This is a genomic window from Aquidulcibacter sp., assembly GCF_044346625.1.
GTDB lineage: Bacteria > Pseudomonadota > Alphaproteobacteria > Caulobacterales > Aquidulcibacteraceae > Aquidulcibacter.
Genome location: NZ_JBIIYV010000006.1, coordinates 54,498 through 77,816, shown reverse-complemented (window position 1 = coordinate 77,816; position 23,319 = coordinate 54,498). Strand labels below are relative to the sequence as shown.

The window sequence follows — 23,319 nt, the reverse complement described above, 5'->3', positions numbered from 1 at the left end:
ACCCAATCCTAAACCAGAATGATCAATGACCAACCGCCAATCCCCCCACGCCGCCAGCTATGTGACGAGCGCTGCGCAGGGGGATTAGCTGTCACCGCGTGTTACACCACCAAATGGGACGTGATCGGAGATGATTATGAAAGAAAATGTTCGTGTAGTTGGAGAAATGCCAATTAAACGTGCAAGATATAAGAGGGCGACTTGCCGGTGCTTTTAGTCTCATGTTTTGATTGATGTTTTTGCAAGTCATGTTGAGAGGGTCATAACTTGCAGTGTGTCGTGGCATGTAAGTCGTTTTAAGTCGCCACTTTAGCCTCCCCAACGGGACATTTGGGGGTGGCTTTTTGGCCATCGCGGAGATGACTTCCTGGTCGGGAGAACATTTTTGTTTGGAAGGTCTGGCCTGATCGACGTTGCCTCCAACTCAGCCCGCTTAGGCTCGATCCGTTAGAGAAAGCTGAATTGTTTGTGGCCAATCCCGAGATAGACGGAATATTCTAGCTCCAAATTGGTGGGACCTTCCAAAAATGGCGCTGAGATTTCCCGCCGTGTGACCGTCAGAAATCTATCCACAGGTTGCTACAGATTGCCGCAATTTGTCTGTTTTCCACGGACCATACACGGACCCAAAACCGAAATTGCTCCGTAAGCGGAGCAAAAAATCAGCTAAGTCTTTGATTTAATGGTGGGCGCGACAGGGATTGAACCTGTGACCCCTACGATGTCAACGTAGTGCTCTCCCGCTGAGCTACGCGCCCGCCGTTACGGCGTTCAGACTGCTTAGAGGAGCGGTCCGTCAGGAAGGCGGGTTCATAGCGGACGGGTGGCGGGCCTGCAAGGGGCAGCGGCAGGCACGTTGCAGGGGCTAAGCCGCTTGGCACCGAGGCTGGGTTTAGTTCATATGTCTAGCTGGCAGACTAGGATGTGACAAAGGGCCCAAGAGATGATTTCTGCGCTAGATATTTTCCGCATCGGAATTGGCCCTTCGAGTTCGCATACCGTCGGGCCTATGCGGATCGCCGCCCGCTTCATGACGGACCTAGCGCGGGCAGGTGTTTTGGCCCGCGTCGCGCGTCTATCGGTTTCTTTGCAAGGTTCACTCGCTTTTACAGGTGCCGGACACCGAACTCCTGAAGCGGTTTATCTGGGGCTTCTTGGCTTTAAACCCGAGACAACAGATTCAGAAGAAGCCGAAGCGGCCCTCAAGAATTTGTTGGCGACATCCGCGTTGCGTCTCCAATCAGGCCAAACCATTGCGTTTGATCCTGCAGCAGATTTGATCTTTGACTATGAGACGCCACCAAAACTGCACCCAAATGGCATGACTTTGTTGGCGCTTGATGCAGCGGGTCGCGTGCTGGCCGACCAAACCTATTACTCCACGGGCGGTGGCTTCATCGCCAGCCAACGGCAATTAGAGACCCCTTTGGAAAATGATCTTGTAGGGGGTGGCCCAGAAGGACCGTTTGCCTTTACCTCTGCGGCACAGCTTTTGGATTTGTGCCAAGCTCATGGCCTTTCGGTGGCCGAGGTTCTGCTTGCTTGTGAAGATTGCAAACGCGACCGTAACGAGACTTTATCCGCCCTAGAGGCGATTGCCGAAGCGATGGCGTCCTGCATTGCGCGGGGCTTGGTGCAGAAGGGCATCTTGCCAGGTGGCCTGCAGGTGCGTCGCCGGGCACCTGATCTCTATGAAAAGCTGACAAGCTCACCACTGTCCAATGAGCGGGAGGCCTTATTCGACTGGCTCAATGTCTATGCCATGGCGGTGAATGAAGAAAACGCCGCCGGCGGCCGTGTTGTGACGGCCCCAACCAATGGTGCCGCAGGGATTATTCCAGCGATCTTGCGCTTTTACTTACTCGATGCGAAGGCCCCATCATCTGCCGTCCATACCTATCTTTTGACGGCTGCAGCTATCGGCATTCTTTATAAGCAACGTGCTTCGATCTCCGGGGCTGAGATGGGATGTCAGGGTGAGGTGGGCGTCGCCTGCTCGATGGCGGCGGGTGGCCTGGCAGCTGTTTGGGGTGGTAGTCCATCGCAGGTGGCGAACGCGGCTGAGATCGGGATGGAGCATAATTTGGGTTTGACTTGTGATCCCGTGGGCGGGCTCGTGCAAATTCCCTGCATCGAGCGCAATGCGCTTGCATCCGTGAAAGCCGCCAACGCTGCTCGGCTAGCGCTGCAGACCGATCAACCAGCGCGCGTCACCTTGGATCAAGTGATCGAGACCATGCGACAAACCGGATTGGATATGTCGTCGAAATACAAGGAGACCAGTCTAGGCGGCCTCGCCGTGAATGTCGTTGAATGTTGACTTGTCGCTCAGGTCGGGCCTGAGTGGCGAAAAGGCGACAGGCAGGACAACGCAATGGACTTGGATCTACCAGAAGGCATGAAACGGGCAGGGATTGCAGATTGGCAGCAATTGGGCGCAATCACGGCTGAAGCCTTTTATGAAGACCCAGTCAATCGCTGGATATTTGGAACACCAAAGACTTTAGATGCCATCTTTCCACTGCTCGCACGAACACATTATCTCAAGCATGGTTTTTGCCATATAATCGGGGATGGTGGCGCAGCGATGTGGTTGCCGTGGGGGGCACCGTCAGAGCTTTCTCTATCAGCCATTGCTCAGGTTGCTTGGACCTTGATGGCGACGGGATCTCCTGGCGCAATTACACGCGCTTTGGAAGCCGGAGAACGTATGCAGGCACATCACCCTAAGGAGCCGCATCTTTATCTGTTTACCTTGGGCACGCGCCTGGCCAATCGCGGCAAGGGAGTTGGCAAAGCTCTATTTGCTCCGGTGTTGGCAGAGTGTGATCGAACCGGAACCCCCGTTTATTTAGAGAATTCCAATCCAGTCAATGAGGGATTTTATAGGTCTCATGGCTTTGATTCACTTGGACACTTCCCGTGTGGTCAAGATAGGGGTGAGCTAAAGGCACCGCCCCTGCAAATGATGTGGCGGGCACCGCGCCAATCTGCATAAGGAAACCGGTAGCAAGTAAGATTTTGCACCCGCCACCCGTGCGTGCCGACTAGCATTAACGCTCTTGTGAACAAAAATGTCATCTAGATATATCATTTTAATTTGAAAGTGGCGGGATTTCTGTCAAAAGCAACCTAACGGCATTGGGTTGTGCCTCAGTTTGGCATGACCGCAGACAGACGCCTTCACGCGGCCCCGGCGGGGGCCTTTTTTGTGAGCAACGGGGGAATTTGAGCACATGTTGAACAAAAATCACAAACTAACGCTTGCCGCAACGGCAAGTGCCATCGCATTACTCACTAGCGCGCCCGGTTTGGCCATTGCGCAGACCCCAGCCGCTGCGTCAGACGAAGCCCCCCGTGTTGAAACGATCATCGTAACCGGATCGCGCATTCAGACGGCGGCAAACCGTGCCATTTCTCCAGTTCGGGTCATTGATTCCGAGGCGATCCGCGCAACTGGCCTGATAGATATCGACGAGGTTTTGAAGCAACAGAACCAGTTCCTGCCCTCAAACGGCGCAACTACCAACCCTACCCTGTTGGAATCCCACGGGGCTTCTACGTTGGATATGCGCGGATTAGGCCAGAATCGGACGCTCGTTTTGGTCAATGGCCAGCGCGTTACGCCAAATGGCTTCCGCAACTCGGCAGACGTGAATTCCATTCCTTCAGCTTTGATTTCGCGAATTGAAACCCTGACAGGTGGCGCTGCAGCTGTTTACGGTGCAGATGCGGTTGCAGGCGTAACCAATTACATTTTGCGCGACAATTATGAAGGCTTAGAAGTCGCCGTAAATGGCGGGACTTCTGAGAAAGGCGATGCGCAGAGCTATAGCATTGGCATCACAGGCGGGATGAACTTCTTTGAAGATCGCGGCAATATTGTGCTGCACGCCAGCTATGCGGACCGAGGCATCCTAAAACGCGAAGATCGCGCATGGGCTCTCCCTGAATTGAATGACGCTGGGCTGTTCATCCAAACTTTCCCGACCGCAGGCGGCGCGTTTACGCGTTGGGCCAGCGCTACTGCCGCCCCTGCTGGGACTGCTGCCCCAACATTCGCCTATGCCGCTGATGGCACCTTGGGCACCACAGCTGGTACGCAAGCCTTCTCGCAATTTGAAGCTTTCCAGAACCCAAATGACCGCACCAATGCGGCCATTTTTGGCACATTCAAGCTGGCCAAATGGGCTGAATTCTATGGCCGCGGTACCTACTCGCTGATCAATAATACCAGTCAGCAGGTTCCCGTGCGCACCAACGGCAACACCGCAGGTGTGCTTCCTGCCGTTGCCGGTGGTGCCAATATCGTCACGCAAGGTGATGTGTTGATCCAACGGACCAACCCATTCTTGACCCCTCAGATCCTGTCGATTCTAAATCCAGCTGGCGGTACCTCACTGTTCAATTTGAATGCAGCCGGCACAGGCCCAGGCACCGATGCGGCTCGCTTCCGCGTTGCCAAGACATTATTGGAGTTGGGACCTCTCATTGATGAGACAGAACGGACCAGCCACCAAGTCGTTGTCGGCGTCCGAGGTGAGCTGACCGACAACATCAGATACGACCTGTCTTATGTAACGGGCAAGAGCATCGAAGAAGTGCAACGTATCGGTTGGGGCTCGTGGAGCCGCTTCCAGCAAGCAACCAATGTTACCAGCGCCGGCGGCCAAGCGGTTTGCGTCAATCCGGCCAATGGCTGCGTGCCTTACAACCTGTTTGGCCCATCCGCCGCCAGCGCTGCTGCAGTGGCTTGGGTTAATGGCGACACCAGCGAATTGTTCAACAAGCGCAACCGTCATCAAGACATTTTGTCGTTGAACATTTCCGGCGATACAACAGGCTTCTTCAGCTTGCCTGGCGGCCCTGTCGGCTGGGCTTTGGGTGCGGAGCGTCGCGAAGAGTTTGGTAACTCGATCTTCGGACCACGCGCTTTCACCCGCGACACACTGCATGGTCAAGGTGCGCGCGCGAACTTGGTCGCTGACTTTGAATTGACCGAGTATTATGGCGAGTTGCGTCTGCCCGTTTTGGCCGACAAGCCATATTTCAAGCAGTTCGACGTGGAAGCCGCCGGCCGGTGGAGCGACCATTCCCGCTCTGGCGACTATGACACCTGGAAGCTTGGTGTGAACTGGGCAGTGAATGACACCATCCGCCTGCGCGGTTCGAAGCAAACGGTGGTGCGTGGTCCAAACATTGGTGAGTTCTTCGGTGCAGCCGTGGAAGCGCCGATTCTCGGCACTGGCCGTCCAACGGACTATTGCTCCGATCCCGTCCGCTTCAACGTGCCGACGGCTCTATGTACCGCACTCGGCGCACCCTCGACCCCGGGTTACATCCCTGTTGTTGGTACCGGTCTGCCGCTGATCGACAATGCGGTTGCGGTTCAAGGCGGTGGAGATGCGATCAAGCCCGAATCGGGGGAGACCTTCACCTATGGCTTTGTGTTCACACCACAATTCATCCCTGGCCTATCGGTCGTGGTTGATGCCTATAACATCCAGATTGACGACGCGATCGGCACGATCAACCCGATCCAATTGATGGATAGTTGCTATTTGGTGCTGCAAGACCCCAATAGCGCGCTTTGTAAGAAGATCACCCGTGACGCCAATGGTCGGGTTGTGAGGTTCGACCAACGCGACACCAACTTGACTTTGCTCAAGACCTCTGGGGTCGACTTCTCGATCTATTACAATGCGAAACTGCCTAAAGCTTTGCCGGGCGATAGGATCAACATCACCTTCCAAGGCGGTACGGTTGACAGCTTTGTCCGCCTCTTGTTCCCATCCGACAATCTGTTTGATTGCGCTGGGGACTTTGGCGGTGGTGCTTGTTCCGATGCCGGTACGGGTATCCGTGCCATCCCAGCCTTCCGCTCCAACCTCGCAGTGGCATGGATGGATGGTCCTTTGACCATTCGCGGTGCGTGGCGTTACCAAGGTCAAGTCGATGCCTTGATCAAGCGCGTGCCGGAACCGCAGTGGCGCAATGTGGCGGCCAACACCAACAATGTCCAACACATTGATGCTTGGGACTATTTCGACCTCGGCTTCTCCTACAAGATCAACGACAATCTGCGAATTGGCGGCACCGTCAGTAATCTGTTTGATAAAGAGCCACCAATTTTGGGTTCGGCACAGCAAGACGCTAATACATTGCCAAACCAGTATGACATCATTGGTCGCCGCTATGCGATTAATTTGGTCTGGAGAATGTAAACCAGCCGGAAAAACAAAATTGCGCTCGGCCCGCCCTTGTGGCGGGCCGTTGACGTTTTATGCAGGCAGACGTCAAACGAACTCTGACCAAACAGGGAATGAATATGAAACAGCTTGGAACCTATGCGCTGCGTGGCTTTTTGGCCGTCGCGCTTGCTTTGGCCTTGGCGATTGGCTGGTCGAGTTGGCAGGGCGATCAGCGCGCAGGCTGGACGGACGTGACGTGGAAGCTCGGAGATCAGGGCTTGGACCTTGCCTCTTCTATTCAAGTCGAACTCAATCGCGAGACGAAGGCCAATGCCAATAGTCCGGGCCAGTTACTTTATGTCCGCGCGCCTGGTCTTGGCCTAGATCAGGCCTTTGCGTCCGGCGATGACCTGCGTTCAAGCGATGACGTGCGAGTGGCATCCAACACCAAGACCTTCGTTGCCGCCATGGCCCTGCAACTGGTTGAGGCGGGAAAGGTGCAATTGGATGGCCCGATTGGCCCGGCCCTGTCTCCTGCGGTCAAGGCGATGCTGGAAAAGAATGGCTATCAGATTGACACCATCAGCATGCGCCAACTTCTGAACCATACGTCAGGTATTCCCGATTATTTCCAAGTTCCCTTGTTTGAAGTTTTGGCGTTGGTGCCCAACGCTTATGGCCTATCTGCGCATTGGACCGCTGAAAGCGAGATTTGGTTTGCCGTAACTTTCGGCCGCAAGGACGTGGTGGGTGAGAACTTCACCTATTCCGATACCAATTATTTGATCGCCGCCGATATCATCAAGCAAGCGACAGGCTCGCCGTCGATTGGTGTGGCCGCGCGCAAGATGTTGGCTTGGCCAAAGATTGGTGCAGATGAGACCTATTGGGAGGCGATGGAGCCAGAGCCCGCAGGCACGCGCCGGGTCGCGCAATATCGCGGTGCGATCAAAGATTCCGACATTGATGTGTCCTACGATCAATATGGCGGTGGCGGCCTTGTGATGAGCATGGATGATCTGGGCCGTGCGACGCGCGCTGTTGTCTTGGGCGAGGTGTTTACCAATCCTGTTGCAACGCGCCTGTTGATGCAAACGCCTGGGCCAGATCCAAAGGGCGAGGGATATGGCCTTGGGCTATACCCAACTAAATTGCATGGAGAGTTGTGTTGGGGGCATGGGGGCTTTTGGGGCACCGCGGCTGTCCATTGTCCGCGTTTAGACCTCACGCTTGCGCGCTCCACTGGCCAAGCCAATGCTCAGCAAACCGATCGCGAGGGTTCGGGCGCTTTGTCGGCCCTGATCTTAGCCGCTCAAGCGGCAGAACGTGCACGCGTTAAGGCAACCAACGACTGATGGGCTTGGTCGATTTCATGGCGGGTGGTGCAGCGCAGGACCTGCCCACCTTGTGCGGTGATTTGCTCTGCAGCGGCGACATATTTGTGCCTGCGACTATAATGGGTAGTTAGCGCCCAGCGAATAGGATGGTCGGCGCGGATGAGACGCGGCCAATCTTCACGACAGCCCTCAAACACATCCCGATCCTTAGCTGCAGCCCTGCGGATGGAACGTGGGATCACTTGCGACATCACCAGCCACAAAGGCAAAACCATCCACACCAAATGGGTGACGCGGGGCAATACGACGGGGCGCGTAACCGAATAATTGCCTGCTAGCACCCAATCTCTTTGAGAGGTGGCTTGATCCACATCGGCGAGAAAGGCCTCAGGTTCTTCTGCTGAACGATTGTACCAGCCCGGCCGCCAATTGATTAGGTCCAGCTCCAGATGGGCGATCCCGGCCTCGCCCGCGAGCTTTTCGGCAAAGGTCGACTTGCCAGAGCCACTGGTGCCGATCACATGCACGCGGAGGCCGGGTTTTGTGGTGTTGAATTCGTCCATGGAAGTTGCAGACTTTTCTCAAGTTGACATTTCAGTCTGCAGCTTACGCGGCCTTTATCTCAGATAAATCTAGCGAGCTGCCGGAGCGGTGAACTAATCCAGAATTAGTTGATATCAGCAAATCAAAAGCTTATCGAGGCGAAGTTGCCTTCATATTCACAAAAATGTGAACATTATTTCACAAAACTGAATCCCAATAGACGTCGATCTGTCACGTTCAAAACGTATCGCGGCCCTTGGATCAGGTGTGTTGCACCTGCGAAAGGGGATTCCAATGACCACTAAGTTTACACGCGCTGCCCTCATGGGCGCAGTTGGCTCGTTTGCATTACTTGCAGCGACTGCAGCGACCGCTCAATCGGCGGCAACCGCAACTGCTGCAACAGCTGAAGAAAAGGCCGCTGAAACCATCGTCGTGCGTGGTGCTCGCCCAATCTTTGAGTCCGACCGCGCCGCATTGCAAGTCCAGCGCAACGCGCCCGCTCTTGTCAGCGTCTTATCTGCAGATGAGGCCGGTCGCTTGGCCGACCAAAATATTGCCGATGCTGTAAGTCGTCTGCCCGGCGTCGCCGTGGAGAAGGATCAAGGCCAAAGCCGCTATGTGAATTTGCGCGGCCAGCCCCGTCGCTGGGTGACGTATTCGATCGACGGTATGAGCGTTGTGTCCCCAGAGGGGCGCGACACGCGCTTTGATAACATACCTACCGCAATCGCCAGCCAAGTTTCGGTCAACAAGGCCATCACGCCTGATATGTCGGGCGATACAGTCGCTGGTAACATTAACATTCGTACCCGCTCTGCCTTTGACTATCGCGGACGCCGGATCATTGGTGGTCTTTCGCTTGGCCAAGTTGAGTTGGGCGGCGGCCGCGAAATTGATGCGTCGTTAGTAGTGGCGGACCGCTTCTTTGACGGTAAGCTGGGCCTCTTGGGGCAAGTGTCCTTCTATGAACGTGAAATGGTCACCGATAACTGGGAGACCGACCCCTATCTGAGGCCTGGTAGCGCGACGTCTGGAATTGATCGTCGTCCAGGTTCCGAGACCCGCCGTTGGGCCCGCGAACATGAGAACAAGCCCTACCGTTTGACCCGCGGCAATATTTCCGGCTCGGTCCGCGCCGACTGGCGACCAACTGAGGAGGATACCCTGTTCGCTCAATCCGTATACAGTCAGTTTACCGATATTGAGCTGCGCAACAATTACATTTTCCGGTTTGACAACGGCGCAACAAATACCCCCAATGCCGCCTGTACTGGGACTGTGACTACGATCGCAACCAGTGCCGCCAATGACATTTGCACCGGCAACTTGCCGAACAAAGGCACCGTCTATGGCGTCCGGATGAACTGGAATTTCCGCACGGGTGATATCAAGGAATACATCTTCACCAATACGATCGGCGGCAAGCATGCGCGTTTTGGCTGGGACGTCGATTGGCGTTTGAATTTCACAGAGACCGAGGATGGCCAAGACTTAACCGGGACACCGTCATTTGAGAGTCCCTCCACCGTCACCTCGCGACCAACTGTCGATTATGACTTCACGGATGTGACCAATAATACGGTGCGCCTATTCAACACAGTGTTGTCAGGCACGACCCGCTCAAAAGGACCGGCGGTTAGCAGCGTCGAGGCCTTCCCGATGCTATTCATCGATATCGTAGATGCTGAGGGCGGTGACCTGACAGCGGCTTGGACGGGTAAGTTCGACGCCAGCCGTGACATAAGCCTCTTCGGTTCTGAAGCGACTTTAAAGGTTGGTGGCTTGTACACCACCCGCGATAAGAAGCGGCGCTTGACCCAATATCGCGCCCGCGCCGCTGACTTCACGGCTGCCGGTGTCGCTTTGCCGACCTATAATGACCTTGCGATCGATACCGCCTTCAAGGGCAAATACGCGCTTGGCTATACGTTCCGCTATTATTCTGGCGATAAGGTTGGCGACTTGTTGCAAAGCCTGAAGGATCGCCGGATCGGTTCATACCAGGATGGCTCGGGTGAGTATTTTGAAGTGACCGAAGATATCGTTGCAGCCTATGCGATGGCGACCGTCAAGCAGGACTGGGGCAGTATCATCTTCGGTGGCCGCGTTGAGCGCACTGAGAATACTTCAAAGGCCTTGCCGATCATCGGCGGCAGTCGCGTCCTAACCGAGCTCAAAAGCGATGACACGCTCTTCTATCCCAGCGTCCATGTGAATTATGACCTGAATGAAGAGATGAAGGTCCGCCTTAGCCTGAACACCGGCGCGGCGCGTCCTGACTTTGATGATTTGGCGGCAAACTTCTCCATTGATGATGCTCCCGGCCTCATCACAGGCGGCAATCCTGACGCTAAGCCTGAAAAGTCGGTTGGCTTTGATGCGTATTTCGAATGGTATATGAAGTCACAGGGCTATTTCCAAATCGGCTTCTATTACAAGGACATCAAGGATGCCTTGTTCACCCAAAGTGGCACATTTGGCAGCACCATCCTGAACACTCCCGATCGCGATCGTTCCGGCTACAATTTCACGACCGTACGCAATGGCGGTGATGGCAAGTTGATGGGGGTTGAGGTTGTCTTCAATCATACGATTGAGGAGTTGGTTGAGTCTATGGGAGGTCCAGATTGGCTGGAAGGCTTTGGCGTCCGCCTATCTGCCAATTTCAACGATAGCGAGATCAATGTTCCAGCCGTTGGAACAGCACCTTTGCGCGTTGTTGATCTACCCGGTGCGTCTGATCTGGTAACCAATGTTGGCCTGACCTATGAAAAGTATGGCTTGTCAGCCCGCATTGCCTATCAATACCGCACCAAATGGCTGCAGTCCGTGGGCGGCTATGCCACCGTCAATGGTGCTCTAGTTCCAGACGGCAATGGCGACATTTACTGGAACAACTCTGAAAGCCTGTCAGTTTCGGCACGCTATCAGTTGAACGACCAGTTCGAACTGACGTTCGATGGCATTAATCTCGCCGATAGCCCAGGTCGCCGCTTTGCGGATAGTAAACTCTATCCGGTTGAGTATGAGACCTTCGGTCCTCGCTATATGATTGGCGTTCGCTTTAAGTACTAAGGTGCAGGCCCGTTCTATGTAACCGACATAGAGCGGGCTAGGCTCTGTTTTGAACGAAACTTGGCTCAGCCACCCATCACTTTGGTACGAATGTTCAACTGACCGGCTAGGCCTGCCATGCGGTGGACTTCGATGGCTTGATAGTCGGGCGATTTCACCATGGCTAACATGGCGGCGCGCGAGGGGTATTCGGCAATCGCCACCAACCGCGTCGACACATGCCATGACGGCCATGCCTACCGCCTATAGGCTTCACGGCCAGACAGCTCAGGTTCTGCCCGCCGCGCCGGACAGCTTTTCCGAAAAGGTCGACTTGCCAGAGCGATTGGTGCCGATCAAAGGGGCGCTGCGACCGGGTTGGGTGGTATTGAGCTTGGTTATGGACGCAGCTGACACTTTTTGAACCGGCTTTTTGGTCGAGTGGCGTACGCGGCGTTTATCTCAGAAAAATCAAGTAAGCCACCCGATATGCCCAACAAATCTAGAGGTAATTGAAGTCGCTGCGCCGAAAGCAGAGCGCCTGAAAGTGGCTTCGGACGTCACAGAAGTGTGAGCATTATTTCGCAAAACTGAATCCTAACAGACTTCGATCTGTTACCTCAAAACAGTATCGCCCCCGTCGGACCAGGTGTGTTGCACCTGCAAAAGGGGATTCCAATGACCACTCAGTTTACACGCGCTGCTCTCATGGGCGCAGTTGGCTCGTTTGCATTACTTGCGGCGACCGCAGCTACCGCTCAAACAGCGGCAACCACCACGCCTGCACCAGCAGAAGCGACAGAAGCTGAAACCATCGTCGTTCGCGCCTCTCGCCCGATTGCGGAATCCGATCGTGCAGCCCTTTTGGTTCAGCGCGCCTCGCCATCGCTGGTTTCGGTTTTGTCCGCGGACGAAGCCGGTCGCCTGTCTGACCAAAACATTGCCTACGCAGTGGGCCGCTTACCCGGCGTTGGCGTTCAGCGCGACCAAGGCCAAGCGCGCTATATCAATCTGCGCGGTCTTCCGAACCGTTACGTAACCGTGTCCTTCGATGGATTGAACGTCGTCAGCCCCGAAGGCCGGGCAACCCGGTTTGACAACATCCCAAGTGCACTTGCCAGCCAAGTTGTGGTGAGCAAGGCAATCACGGCTGACATGCCAGGCGACACCGTTGCAGGTAATGTCGATATCAAGACCCGTTCAGCTTTTGACTATAAGGGCCGGAAAATCACCGGCGGCGTTCAACTCGGTTTGGTTGAATATGGCGGCGGAGAAGAGGTTGATGCCTCGATCGTTGTGTCTGACCGTTTCATGGACGACAAAGTAGGCTTGCTGGCGCAGGCGTCCTATTACAAGCGCCGGATGATCACCGATAACTTCGAGACCGACCCAATGCTACGGCCCGGTGGCGTTCTCAGCACCGCTCGTACGACGGTCGCTGGTGTGTCCACACTCTGCTCGACCATTACGCCAGTACCAACAGCATGTTTTTCAGGCTCTCCCGACCGGCGGCCTGGTTCGGAAACGCGTTCTTGGGCGCGTGAGTATGAGAACAAGCCTTATCGCCTGACGCGTGGCAACATCTCGGGCAGCCTTCGCGGCGACTGGCGTCCAAATGACATGGACAAGCTTTTTGCCCAAGTGGTCTATACTCAGTACACAGATGATGAGTTGCGTAACAACTATATCTTCCGTTTCGACAATGGTGCAACCAACGTAACAGGCGCTTGCCCAGCCGTCGCTGCGCCAATCACTGGCACGGGTGCCTATGACATCTGCAACGGCAACACGCCCACCAAGGGCACTGTTTACGGGACGCAGATCACTGGCAACTTTAACTCCCTGCACACCAAAGAATATATCTCAACCGGCACACTTGGTGGCGACCATAAGCGATTTGGCTGGGATATGGCTTGGCGCTTGAATTTCACAGAGGCTGAAGATGGTTTTGACGCGGGTGCGCTTCCAAACTTCACCAGCTCCGCTGATCCGCGCCTGCGCCCAACTGTCGAGTATGATTTCACCAATCCAGAGTTCAACACCGTGCGCCTATACACCACGATTGTTGACCCTGTGACAGGTGTCCGCTCACGTGGTCCACGTCAACTCAGCATCGAGGCATTCCCGCTCGACTTTAACAATATTTCTTACCGTTCGGGTGCAGGCGATTTCACGCAAGCCTTTACCGGGCGCTTTGATGCAAAGAAGGACTTTGAAGTCTTCGGGCTTGAAACAAACTTCAAGGCTGGCTTCGCTTACACAACTCGTTCCAAAAAAACCCGGTCCAGTGTTTGGACCGCGACGAATGCTCAAATTCTTGCAGCTGGTCGTCCCTCGCCAACTTATGCCGACTTTGCACTAGATCGGCCATTCTTGGGCGAAATGACGCTTGGCTATAACTTCCGTTATCACTCTGAAGCGAGACTTGAAGCTTACATGCAGGATTTGATCAAGGCTGGCATTGCGCGGCCAATCGATCAAACTGACAACTACTTCAACGTCACGGAAGAAATCCTTGCGGCCTACAGCATGGCAACATTTAACTTCGACTGGGGTAATTTGGTTGTCGGTCTTCGTGGCGAGCAGACGACCAATACAGGTCAATCCTTCAACACGATTGGCGGGGTCTTTGGGCTCACAGAAGTCTCATCTGATGACGTGATCTTCTATCCAAGCGCACATCTGAATTGGGATGTCCGCGACGATGTGAAGGTTCGGATCGGTTTGACAACCGGGGCAGCACGCCCAGAGTTTACGACCATTCGTCCAAACTTCTCGATCAATGATGCGGCCAAGACCATTTCGGGCGGCAATCCGAACGCTCAGCCCGAACGCGCCGTCGGTGTGGATGCCTATGTGGAATGGTATATCCAACCACAAGGCTATTTCTCGGCTGGTGTGTTCCACAAGCAATTGTCCGATGTGTTGTTCACACAAATCGAACCGTTTGGCATCACCACCCTTGATGCCCCGGGCTTCGAGCGCTCGACTTATGCCTTCTCGTCCGTACAAAACGCTGGCGATGGCCAGGTCACAGGCTTTGAGCTCACCTACAATCAATTCGCCGAGCCATTTGTTGAGGCGATCAAGGCACCAGAGTGGCTAGGTGGCTTCGGTGTTCGGGCGACTGCGACGTGGACTGAATCAGAAGTAACGGTTCCAGAGACCTTTGCCATTGTGAACGGCGTTCGCACCTCAACCCATCCAGAACGCAAAACGGGCCTGCCTGGGGCTTCGGATTTCCTCTACAATCTCAGCTTGGTCTATGAGAAGTATGGCCTTTCCGCTCGTGCTGCCTATCAGTTCCGTAAAGCATGGCAGAATGGCATTGGCACGTACTTGATCGTCAATGGCGTCAGCGTACCAGACGGGGTTGGCGACAATTATTGGGATGATGATGCCGAGCTCGACATCTCGATCCGTTATGAGATCAACAAAAACCTGACCGTAACCTTTGATGCGACCAACGTCTTGGACGAAGCCGGCATTCGGTACGGCGATCCACGTTTTGTTGGTACCTCGCGGTTGGAGTGGGAGAAGTATGGCCCACGTTATCTGCTGGGTCTGCGCTTCAACTTCTAATCAAGCCGCCCCTCTGGGGCGCTTGACGACCTGATCTTAAAGTTTAGGGCCTGTCGGTTTGAACCGGCAGGCCCTTTCTTTTTGATGATCGCACGAAACAAGGGCCGTCAATGCCCCACAAATCGGCTGTAGGTTGGGCGGGGATTGTTTCTTTCCGTCGCGCCACTGACATGATTTTCAGGCATGAAAGCTTCAAAGATAGTGGGGGTAAAGCAGGTGCAAAAATCAACCTGGCTCAAGTCGCTTTGCGTCGTGCTTTTCTTCTCAGGGCTCTCTGCCTGTGGCTCTGACAAGCCAGATACCGAGCTTACGGGCTGGCAGAAAGAAGTCGGCCAATTGCGCATTGGTGCTTCTCAAGGAGAAGACAGCGGTATGACTTTGGCCCGCTGGACGACCTATCAAAAATACCTCAGCCGCGTCACCGGACTGGAAGTCGTAGTTTTCCAAGCCCCAGACTATAACGGCATTATTCAAGCGATGGCTTCGGGCCAGCTCGAACTCGCTCAGATGGGTAATACTGCCTATGCCAATGCGCGCGAGCAAATGGGCGATAAGGTAACGCCTTTCTTGGCGTCGCGGACGGCCGAAGGCTTTTCTGGTTATTATTCGGCGCTCATCGTACGGGCGGACAGCCCTTACCGCACCTTGGAGGACTTGCGTGGCAAATCCTTGGGCTATGTCGATTTCAATTCAACATCGGGATATTTGTTCCCGCGCTGGTCCTTGCGCCAGCAAGGGGTTGATCCAGATACCTTCTTTAGCAAAACCGCCATGAGCGGCGGACACACCCAAAGCGTACTGGCTTTAGCAAACGGGCAGTTTGATGCGGTTTTCATGTTTGCTTCCGGAGGAACACCAGAAACAGGATTTACAGCTGGTTCACTATATACCTTGGCGCGACGTGGTGCCGTAAAAATGTCTGATTATCGCATCGTTTGGACAGCAGGGCCAATGCCAAACTCGCCCTTTGTCATTCGGACCGACCGTCCACAAGCGTTCCAAGATGTCACCCGTGGGGCTATGGCTGCGCTACCCTACGAAAGCCCGCAATTGATGGTGGAACTTAATCTCTTGGAGGGATCTGATTTTCAACCTGTTACACCCGCTGACTATCAAGTGGGTGTGGATATGCGACGCGCAGAAATCGCCGAACGCCGTGCTGCCCCGGCCCAGAAGCCAAACAATGGGAGTGCTAAGCCATGATCCGCATTCTTGGTTTCATCCTTATTCTGCTGGCCTTGATGCAGCCCGCCACAGCACAGACACCCCCGGCAGGCTTTCGAGTTGGCATCGTGGGCCTTGCAGAATCTGGTTGTTCCACCGCGCCAAGTGACGCGGCAGCCGCAGCTTACCGCAAGCATCTTGAAGGACGACTGGGTAAGCCGGTGGTGCTCTGTGGCTATCAAGATGGCAAAGCCGTGGCCACAGCCCTGCAAGATGGGCAGTTGGACTTGGCTGCTTTGGATCAACCATCTTTTGAAGCCGTCACCAAAATCGCCCGCCCAATTCTGGCACCGCGGGCTGACGCTATAACGGGTCGCGTTCTCGCCGTCGCTTTGACGCTCAAAACTTCAGGCCGAGATACGCCCGTTAAGCTTGCTGGCAGTCGGCCTATTTTCATTTCTAAAGTAGCGGCCAGCCACCAAGTGCCTTTGCAAGGCTTGGCCGACTTTGGCGCGGATACCAAAAGCTTTAAACCAGAGCTTTTTGTCGCGGATGAGCAAGCAGGCCTTGCGGCATTGCGCGCCGGGCAGGGCGATGCGCTAATCATCACAGCAGGTGCGCGCCAAAGGCTCTGCCGTGGTGATGATCCCAAGGTGGTTGTCTGTGGCGATGTCGTTGAGGCGTGGCGTGGACGCCCCACGGCGCAGACAGGCCTTGTCGTCAGAAATGACCTGCCGGAAGCTGATCGCTATCAATTAGTCGGCATCCATATCGCGCTACATCAAGAGCGTCCGGAAGCCATGGCCTTTTTGGCCGCCAAACTTGGTGGTGGCATAGCCTTAGACCCGACAGAGGCGACTGCTATGCAAAAGGGTGTTCGCTAACGTGCCACAACAAGAAGCCGTAAAGGCCCAAGTCATTCGGGAGTTTGAAGCGCAGCGGCGGGTGACCCTGCTGCGCCAGCGCACCCAGCAAGTCGTCGTTTTGATTGGCTTCAGTGCGCTGATTGCCGTGTGCTTCCAGGTCAGCGGGTTCTTCTCTGGCAGCCAAGGCAGCGACCCTTGGGGGCGGATTGCCAATCTCCTCAGTATCATGATCCCAGACCTTAAGCCCGAGGCGCTGTTTGAGGATCGTGGGACGGCTGGCTCACTGTCCTCTTGGTTCTATGACATGCCAACGTGGCTGGCCCTGTTGTGGGAGACGGTTCAGATCGCCATTGTTGCGACCTTGTTTGGCATTTTCGGGGGATTTTGGGCCTCACTCTTGGCCTCAAAAAACCTCTCGCCATCGCCCTATATTTACTGGCTGACCCGCCGCACGCTAGAAGTCATCCGTACCCTGCCGGATTTGATTGTAGCGCTAATCTTGGTCGCGGCCTTTGGCGTCGGCCCATTGCCGGGTGTGATAGCTATTGCCTTGGGGACCATGGCAAGTCTCGGAAAACTCTATTCTGAGGCCAATGAAGCAGCCGATATGCGGCCCGTTGAGGCGGTAAAGGCGGTTGGCGGCTCTTGGTGGGCACAGGTGCGCTTTGGTATTCTACCTCAAGTCTTGCCCCATTATGCGTCCTACGGGCTGCTGCGTTTGGAGATTAATGTTGGCGGGGCCGCCGCCTTAGGCGTGGTTGGGGCTGGCGGCATCGGGATCGAATTGTCTCGCGCGATTACCTATACCGAGTTTGATACCTATTTTGCCCTTCTGATCTTAATCATTGGGTTGATTATCCTGATTGACCTTGTGTCGGAGGCTATCCGCCACCGTTTGATCGGCTTGGAGGCGACGGCATGACTACCAGCGCAACCCTTGCCACGCCTCCCCAAGTCACCGCCCATCAGATGCAGGTTGCGCGCGCAATCGCGCCGCATCTGGTGGACACACCATTGACTGTCCACGCACGTCGCCTTGCCCTGTGGATTGGATTGAGCGCTGTGTTCGTCGCCCTGTGTATCGGGGTAGATATGACGCCGGCTGCCTTTGCCAAGGGCCTCTCGAAACTGGCCGACTTCATGGGTGGCATGTTTCCGCCTAACGCCGCTGGCGAGGAAGTTCGGATCCTGCAAGCCTTGGCCGCGACGTTTGCAATGGCGGTCGCAGGGACCTTCTTGGGTGTTCTGGGTGCTATACCTTTGGGATTGCTCGGCGCTAAAACCTTTGTTTCGAATGAGGCGCTGCACTTTCTCATCCGGCGAAGCTTTGACGTCTTTCGCGCCATTCCCGCCCTTGTCTGGGCACTTATTCTGATCGTCGCCTTTGGGCTAGGACCCTTCGGCGGTGTTATCGCGCTAGCGCTTACCGATATCCCGCGCATCGCTAAGCTTTATGCCGAGGCAATTGAGAATAGTGACCCGCGCCCGCAGGAAGGCATTCGTGCCACGGGTGGCCAGCGCCGAGCAGCTATTCGCTTTGGCCTGTTGCCAGAGGTTTTGCCGGTGATGGCCAGCCAGTCGCTCTATATGTTGGAGTCCAATTTCCGCAACGCTGCGATCTTGGGCATCGTCGGGGCAGGCGGGATCGGGTTTGAACTGGAAGAGCGCATCCGCATCTTTGCCTTTGATCAGGTTGCTTGGATCGTCATTGCCTATGTGCTCTGCGTCATGGCGCTCGACCATGTCTCGGAGAATATCCGTTCAAAATTAGTGCACGGCTGAGGAATCATCGGTGCTCCCGACAAATCAGCACCCTAATCGTAAGAGTCAGGCCCGACCGTCACATAGGTTTCACGAGCCAGCTTTAGCCTCAAGTCAGCAATAGGAGGCATACGTGCTGGAACTTAAGTCGGTGACGAAGCGCTTTGGTTCAACCCATGCAGTGCAGGATGTATCCTTACAAATCCCTGCAGGCTCGATGGTTGGTATTATTGGCCGTTCCGGGGCTGGTAAGTCCACGCTTCTGCGGTTGATTAATCGTCTTTGCGACACGAATGAGGGCGCAATAACCTGGCATGGCAAGCCGGTGACGGAGTTGCGCGGTAAAGCGCTTAGTCAGTGGCGTGCGACCTGTGGCATGGTGTTTCAGCAGTTCAATTTGTCGCCACGTCTCGACGTTTTAACCAATGTTTTGATTGGCAGCCTAGCCCGTCAACGTGGTGTGGCCCCGATGCTTAAGCTCTTCCCGGCAGAAGAACGCGCACGCGCGATTTTGGAATTGCACGCCTTGGGCATGTCTCATACGGCTTTGCAGCGGTGCAATACCTTGTCGGGCGGGCAGCAGCAGCGTGTCGCCATCGCGCGGACCTTGATGCAATTGCCTGAAATCATTTTGGCGGACGAGCCTATTGCCTCTCTCGACCCAGCCAATGCCCAGACGGTGATGGAAACATTGTCCACCATTAATCGAGAGCGCAATATTACGGTTCTGGTCAATCTGCATGCACTGGATATTGCACGCCGGTTCTGTCCACGGATTATCGGCATGGCGGACGGTGAGATCGTGTTTGATGGCACGCCTGATGACCTCAACGCCTCCGTGGTCGACGCGATTTACGGCCGCCATGTCATCGAAGGATCAGGTGCACGGAACGAGGCAGAAGAGCTCTTGGAGGCTGTTGCGTGACGGGCAGGCTCGCTGGGCGGATCTTGCCGCCGGACTATCGCTATTTTGAGCACTGGAAGCCTGATCCGGCCGCTGAAAAGCCGCTAGAATCTGAACCGGGTATCTCGCCGGAGGCCCATGTCCGGGACTGCATCTTAGGTCCTTGGACTCGCGTCGGGGCCCGTACATCTTTGATGGAAACAGAGATGGGCGCTTATAGTTACATCGTGACAGACTCTAGCACCGCTTATACCACGATTGGCAAATTCTGCTCCATCGCGCGCGACACACGCCTTAATCCCGGCAACCACCCGACGTGGAAGGCGGCCCTCCATCACTTCACCTATCGCTCCGTCTCTTATCATTTGGGCGACCAGGACGATGATGACTTCTTTGAGTGGCGGCGCGCAGACGATGTGACGATCGGACACGATGTCTGGATCGGGCACGGGGCAACCATTCTTGCAGGTGTTAGCGTTGGAACTGGTGCAGTTGTCGGCGCCGGGGCAGTTGTGTCAAAAGACGTGGCCCCCTTTACGATTGTTGGCGGGGTACCCTCAAAGCCTATCCGCGAGCGGTTTCCTAAAGCGGTTCAAGACGGCCTTCTTGCCCTAGCTTGGTGGGATTGGGAGCACGAAAAGCTGGCTGAAGCGCTGCAAGATTTTAGGGATTTGGATGCCGATGCCTTCGTTGAGAAACATTCTTAATCGGCGTTACAAGCCATGACTGGAACCTTGTTCTTGATCGTCGGGCCCTCTGGTGTTGGCAAGGACTCGCTGCTTGAGGGGGCTAAGGCCGAGCTTTCAAGCGACCCTATTTATCACTTCCCCCAACGCTTCATCACGCGGCCACAGGATGCTGGTGGGGAAGATCACATTGCCATTGAGCCGTCTGAATTTGAGCTAAAACGACAGAGAGGTGAATTTGCGCTTTTCTGGAACGCCCATGGTCTTTCCTATGGCGTTCCCTCTGACATTGCGGCTAGGCTAGGGCGAGGCCAACAGGTCGTGGTCAATGTCTCCCGCGCGATTTTAGACGAGGCGCGTCAGCAGTTTTCGTCCTTGGTCGTTGTTTCAATTGCAGCCCCCAGTAAGGTCATCGAGCAGCGCTTAATTGCCCGCGGCCGTGAAACAACTTCTGAGATCGCTGACCGCATCGCGCGTGCCGCTGCTTATGATGTGACGGGCCCAGATGTTGTTTTCTTGAACAATGATGCGAGCTTAAATGCTGGTGTTTCGAAGCTGGTTGAAATCCTGGAGACGTCATAATGGCTGTGTTTGAAGCGTTTCTGGAAGCGCCCGTTCAAGATGCAGGCCTCTACCTCTTCCCAGTTGCCCCCGACACGTGGGAGCAAAAGATCACGAGCGTCACATTTGAAGGCAGAGAGCCGCAAGCCATCGTGCAAGACCTACAAGGCCGGATTGCAGCCTATCAATTCGCTTTGAAAGCTGGCGATCAACCCTTGGTCCGTATGGCCTTTGACGAGCCGGGCCCCGGATTAAGCGATGAGGCATTCATGCCCGGTCTAAGCGCCTTTGAAAGATCGTCGCAGGCTTTGATGGATCAAATCGCGGAAGAAGTGGCCGAAGCACCCTTACAAATCCGTGTACCCGCCCTCATCCAATATGTTGGGGACCACTTTACCTATGGTGTGCGCGAGACGCATTTGGGGACGGGTGAAGATGCCATGCCCGCTTTGGAGTGCGGCCTTACGCCCGGCACCTGTGTGGATATGCATACGTTAGCTGTCGCGGCTTTGCGCGCGATTGGCGTGCCGGCCGCCTACATCATTGGCGTGCACATCGCCGAACCACGTGAACAGTGGTCCACCGGGCATTGTTGGCTTAATCTGAAGTGCGAAGGGGTGTCCCATCATTGGGATATCTCGCATCATGTCCAATATGGCGTTCGCGAAATCACGCCAAAGCTCAATCCAAAGCCCGGCCGCCGCTTTGCGCTCAGTATTGGGCGTGGGCCTGAGTTTTCTGGGCCAGACGGCGTGGTGAGCTATCCGTCGTTGTCAGGCTTTCATGGTTTGACAGGGCAAAGCGCCGGTCAAAAGCTACGCACGCTGGCCCGAATCCTGAACTAGATTAGGTCTTACCCAATAAATTGATCTTCCGCGTGGACCGCATGAAGGCGGGCATAAGCACCTTCTGGGATCGCTAAGAGCGCTTGGTGATGACCTTGCTCAATAATCCTGCCACGTTCAAACACCAAGATCCGATCCACGTCCTTAATGGTCGACAAGCGGTGTGCCACGATGATTGTGGTGCGATCGACCATCAGATCGGCCATCGCCGCTTGGATCAGTCGCTCGGTCACCGTATCGAGGCTGGAGGTCGCCTCATCGAAGATGACGATATTGGCGTCCGCCAAAAAGGCACGGGCAATGGCAACGCGCTGACGCTCTCCGCCAGAAAGCTTCACGCCACGCTCTCCCACCAAGGTTTGGTAGCCTTCCGGTAAGGCCTCGATGAAATCATGGGCATACGCACGCTTTGCTGCCTGAATGATGGCTTCCATCGGCGCATTAGGATGCGCATAAGCGATGTTATCTGCCAGACTGCGATGGAACAGGATTGGCTCTTGCGGCACGATCGAGATTGCACGGCGCAGACTTGCTTGCTGGACTTGTGCGATATCTTGGGCGTCAATCCAAATGGTGCCGGACTTTAGGTCATAGAGGCGCTGGATGAGTTTGACGAAGGTAGACTTGCCAGACCCAGAGGGGCCAACCAGTGCAATCTTTTCGCCCGGCGCGATGCGAAGATCGAGATTCTGATACAGGGAAGCTTTGCCGCCCTGTGACCCCGGATAGGAAAACTGGACTTGGTCGAAGATGATCTCACCCAGACCCGGCTGAAAGTCTGGCGCTTGATCGACGTCCTCGACGCCGAGCGGCGCGCGATCAAATTCGATGATATCGGCCAGCTCTGCGCTCGCGCGCTGAAGCATTCGGATGTGATCGCCTACTTTGCGCAAACTGCCGCCCAATTGGAAGTTGGCAGTGATCACAAAGGCAACGTCACCCGGCGTAGCTTGCCCGCGCGTTGAAAGTCCGATCAGCAAAACCAGCATGGCAGCTTGTAAGCTCAACCACAAAAAATGCTGGATCAGGCCCATATCCAAAGCCTTGCGCCAGGATATAACCGCGAGGGACCGCCATTTACCAGTAACCTGCTCAAACCGCTCGGTCTCGCGCTTCTCTGCCCCAAACGCTTTGACCGCATTATTGTTGGAGACGGCGTCGGCCACCGCAGCACCAATACGAGAATCAGCGGCTGCTGCCACCACGTTGGCTGGACGCACATAGCGGATGGCGATCACAAAAGAAGCGACCACATAGACGACAACCATCACCAAAAACACGATCCCCACTACGGGGAAGCGAACCAGCATCACGCCAGCAAGGCCTAGAATGACCAAGCCGAGTGGGAAGAATTGCTGCCATAAAATGTCGGAGATGTGCTCATAAGACCAACGGCCGCGCGTCAGCTTATGGACGGTTGCACCGGCAAACGTATTGGCATGCCAATCTGAGGAAAAATGCTGAATCCGCGCGAACCCGTCTTCAATGACTTTAGCCATACAGCGCGCTGCAGCGCGGTGGTAAACACGGGTCGAAATATTGCCCAGCACATAATAGACGGCCGAAATCCCAGTCATGAGGCCAACGGCCATCAGCGCTGCTTGCCCAGCGCTTTCGTCGCTTAGGCCGCCCGCGGCAACTTTGGTCAGCCTATCAACCAAATGGCCCGCTGAAAGCGGGATGCAGACTTCCGCGGCGACCATCACGAGCGTCAGCACGACGACGACGGACAAAAGTGGTCTTTCTTGCGCCCAATAGCGAGCGCAGAATCCAATGGTTTCGCGCCATGAGTGGCGCGCATGATTACTTTGTTGGGACATGG

Annotated in this window: 18 protein-coding genes and 1 tRNA gene; 15 read left to right on the top strand and 4 right to left on the bottom strand. The window is 55.2% G+C overall.

Annotated features, from left to right (window positions below):
• Positions 1-683 precede the first annotated feature (683 nt).
• A tRNA-Val gene (locus tag ACIQ20_RS03595) sits at positions 684-758 on the bottom strand.
• A gap of 185 nt (positions 759-943) precedes the next feature.
• On the opposite strand from ACIQ20_RS03595, the gene ACIQ20_RS03590 reads away from it, so the two are divergent.
• From ACIQ20_RS03590 to ACIQ20_RS03575, 4 genes are all read left to right on the top strand, one after another.
• Complete coding sequence (locus tag ACIQ20_RS03590; RefSeq protein ID WP_395777525.1) at positions 944-2,320, top strand: L-serine ammonia-lyase; 1,377 nt, start codon at positions 944-946, stop codon at positions 2,318-2,320.
• Positions 2,321-2,374: 54 nt separating this feature from the next.
• Positions 2,375-2,998, top strand: coding sequence for a GNAT family N-acetyltransferase (locus ACIQ20_RS03585; RefSeq protein WP_395777523.1), 624 nt, complete (start codon positions 2,375-2,377; stop codon positions 2,996-2,998).
• Positions 2,999-3,236: 238 nt separating this feature from the next.
• Positions 3,237-6,224: a TonB-dependent receptor domain-containing protein gene (locus ACIQ20_RS03580; RefSeq protein ID WP_395777521.1), complete on the top strand. Its 2,988-nt coding sequence runs from the start codon at positions 3,237-3,239 to the stop codon at positions 6,222-6,224.
• 104 nt (positions 6,225-6,328) lie between these two features.
• Positions 6,329-7,546 carry a serine hydrolase domain-containing protein gene (locus ACIQ20_RS03575; protein WP_395777519.1) on the top strand — a complete coding sequence of 406 codons (1,218 nt, stop codon included), beginning with the start codon at positions 6,329-6,331 and terminating at the stop codon, positions 7,544-7,546.
• Here ACIQ20_RS03575 and ACIQ20_RS03570 read toward each other — a convergent pair.
• Entirely contained in the window at positions 7,504-8,091 is a 588-nt protein-coding gene (locus ACIQ20_RS03570) for a hypothetical protein (RefSeq protein WP_395777517.1), read from the bottom strand. The genes ACIQ20_RS03575 and ACIQ20_RS03570 overlap by 43 nt on opposite strands.
• Positions 8,092-8,365: 274 nt before the next feature.
• On the opposite strand from ACIQ20_RS03570, the gene ACIQ20_RS03565 reads away from it, so the two are divergent.
• On the top strand, positions 8,366-11,149 hold the full coding sequence (locus ACIQ20_RS03565; protein ID WP_395777515.1) for a TonB-dependent receptor: 2,784 nt from the start codon (positions 8,366-8,368) through the stop codon (positions 11,147-11,149).
• A 65-nt stretch (positions 11,150-11,214) separates the two neighbouring features.
• On the opposite strand, the gene ACIQ20_RS03560 is transcribed toward ACIQ20_RS03565, so the two are convergent.
• Positions 11,215-11,367 carry a DUF1330 domain-containing protein gene (locus tag ACIQ20_RS03560; protein ID WP_395777513.1) on the bottom strand — a complete coding sequence of 51 codons (153 nt, stop codon included), beginning with the start codon at positions 11,365-11,367 and terminating at the stop codon, positions 11,215-11,217.
• 5 nt (positions 11,368-11,372) lie between these two features.
• Here ACIQ20_RS03560 and ACIQ20_RS03555 point away from each other — a divergent pair, with 5 nt between their 5' ends.
• The 10 genes from ACIQ20_RS03555 to ACIQ20_RS03510 all read left to right on the top strand — a co-directional run bounded on the left by ACIQ20_RS03555 (position 11,373) and on the right by ACIQ20_RS03510 (position 21,497).
• Positions 11,373-11,552 (top strand): hypothetical protein, encoded by a 180-nt coding sequence (locus ACIQ20_RS03555; RefSeq protein ID WP_395777511.1) that lies wholly within the window; start codon positions 11,373-11,375, stop codon positions 11,550-11,552.
• A 254-nt stretch (positions 11,553-11,806) separates the two neighbouring features.
• Positions 11,807-14,710, top strand: coding sequence for a TonB-dependent receptor (locus tag ACIQ20_RS03550; protein ID WP_395777509.1), 2,904 nt, complete (start codon positions 11,807-11,809; stop codon positions 14,708-14,710).
• Positions 14,711-14,926: 216 nt separating this feature from the next.
• The gene (locus tag ACIQ20_RS03545) at positions 14,927-15,913 is read left to right on the top strand and encodes a phosphate/phosphite/phosphonate ABC transporter substrate-binding protein (RefSeq protein WP_395777507.1); all 987 of its coding nucleotides are present in this window, start codon (positions 14,927-14,929) and stop codon (positions 15,911-15,913) included.
• Complete coding sequence (locus ACIQ20_RS03540) at positions 15,910-16,758, top strand: PhnD/SsuA/transferrin family substrate-binding protein (RefSeq protein WP_395777505.1); 849 nt, start codon at positions 15,910-15,912, stop codon at positions 16,756-16,758. Before ACIQ20_RS03545 ends, ACIQ20_RS03540 begins: the two co-directional genes overlap by 4 nt.
• A gap of 1 nt (position 16,759) precedes the next feature.
• Positions 16,760-17,662: a phosphonate ABC transporter, permease protein PhnE gene (gene phnE / locus ACIQ20_RS03535; protein WP_395777503.1), complete on the top strand. Its 903-nt coding sequence runs from the start codon at positions 16,760-16,762 to the stop codon at positions 17,660-17,662.
• A complete protein-coding gene (gene phnE, locus ACIQ20_RS03530) occupies positions 17,659-18,522 on the top strand; it encodes a phosphonate ABC transporter, permease protein PhnE (protein ID WP_395777501.1) in 864 nt (287 codons plus the stop codon). Before phnE (ACIQ20_RS03535) ends, phnE (ACIQ20_RS03530) begins: the two co-directional genes overlap by 4 nt.
• 112 nt (positions 18,523-18,634) lie before the next feature.
• On the top strand, positions 18,635-19,426 hold the full coding sequence (gene phnC, locus ACIQ20_RS03525) for a phosphonate ABC transporter ATP-binding protein (RefSeq protein WP_395777498.1): 792 nt from the start codon (positions 18,635-18,637) through the stop codon (positions 19,424-19,426).
• Entirely contained in the window at positions 19,423-20,112 is a 690-nt protein-coding gene (locus tag ACIQ20_RS03520; protein ID WP_313588077.1) for a DapH/DapD/GlmU-related protein, read from the top strand. Before phnC ends, ACIQ20_RS03520 begins: the two co-directional genes overlap by 4 nt.
• A 15-nt stretch (positions 20,113-20,127) precedes the next feature.
• A complete protein-coding gene (gene phnN, locus ACIQ20_RS03515; protein WP_395777495.1) occupies positions 20,128-20,673 on the top strand; it encodes a phosphonate metabolism protein/1,5-bisphosphokinase (PRPP-forming) PhnN in 546 nt (181 codons plus the stop codon).
• Entirely contained in the window at positions 20,673-21,497 is an 825-nt protein-coding gene (locus ACIQ20_RS03510; RefSeq protein WP_395777493.1) for a transglutaminase-like domain-containing protein, read from the top strand. The genes phnN and ACIQ20_RS03510 overlap by 1 nt, the downstream gene beginning before the upstream one ends.
• A gap of 8 nt (positions 21,498-21,505) precedes the next feature.
• On the opposite strand, the gene ACIQ20_RS03505 is transcribed toward ACIQ20_RS03510, so the two are convergent.
• Positions 21,506-23,317, bottom strand: a complete 1,812-nt coding sequence (locus tag ACIQ20_RS03505; protein ID WP_395777491.1) for an ABC transporter ATP-binding protein — start codon at positions 23,315-23,317, stop codon at positions 21,506-21,508.
• Between the last annotated feature and the right edge of the window lie 2 nt (positions 23,318-23,319).

What these genes read in the sequence shown, in the direction of transcription:
- ACIQ20_RS03590 (WP_395777525.1), top strand. Translation starts at nt 944, where the DNA reads ATGATTTCTGCGCTAGATATTTTCCGCATCGGAATTGGCCCTTCGAGT.
- ACIQ20_RS03585 (WP_395777523.1), top strand. Translation starts at nt 2,375, where the DNA reads ATGGACTTGGATCTACCAGAAGGCATGAAACGGGCAGGGATTGCAGAT.
- ACIQ20_RS03580 (WP_395777521.1), top strand. Translation starts at nt 3,237, where the DNA reads ATGTTGAACAAAAATCACAAACTAACGCTTGCCGCAACGGCAAGTGCC.
- ACIQ20_RS03575 (WP_395777519.1), top strand. Translation starts at nt 6,329, where the DNA reads ATGAAACAGCTTGGAACCTATGCGCTGCGTGGCTTTTTGGCCGTCGCG.
- ACIQ20_RS03570 (WP_395777517.1), bottom strand. Translation starts at nt 8,091, where the DNA reads ATGGACGAATTCAACACCACAAAACCCGGCCTCCGCGTGCATGTGATC.
- ACIQ20_RS03565 (WP_395777515.1), top strand. Translation starts at nt 8,366, where the DNA reads ATGACCACTAAGTTTACACGCGCTGCCCTCATGGGCGCAGTTGGCTCG.
- ACIQ20_RS03555 (WP_395777511.1), top strand. Translation starts at nt 11,373, where the DNA reads ATGACGGCCATGCCTACCGCCTATAGGCTTCACGGCCAGACAGCTCAG.
- ACIQ20_RS03550 (WP_395777509.1), top strand. Translation starts at nt 11,807, where the DNA reads ATGACCACTCAGTTTACACGCGCTGCTCTCATGGGCGCAGTTGGCTCG.
- ACIQ20_RS03540 (WP_395777505.1), top strand. Translation starts at nt 15,910, where the DNA reads ATGATCCGCATTCTTGGTTTCATCCTTATTCTGCTGGCCTTGATGCAG.
- phnE (WP_395777501.1), top strand. Translation starts at nt 17,659, where the DNA reads ATGACTACCAGCGCAACCCTTGCCACGCCTCCCCAAGTCACCGCCCAT.
- phnN (WP_395777495.1), top strand. Translation starts at nt 20,128, where the DNA reads ATGACTGGAACCTTGTTCTTGATCGTCGGGCCCTCTGGTGTTGGCAAG.
- ACIQ20_RS03510 (WP_395777493.1), top strand. Translation starts at nt 20,673, where the DNA reads ATGGCTGTGTTTGAAGCGTTTCTGGAAGCGCCCGTTCAAGATGCAGGC.
- ACIQ20_RS03505 (WP_395777491.1), bottom strand. Translation starts at nt 23,317, where the DNA reads ATGTCCCAACAAAGTAATCATGCGCGCCACTCATGGCGCGAAACCATT.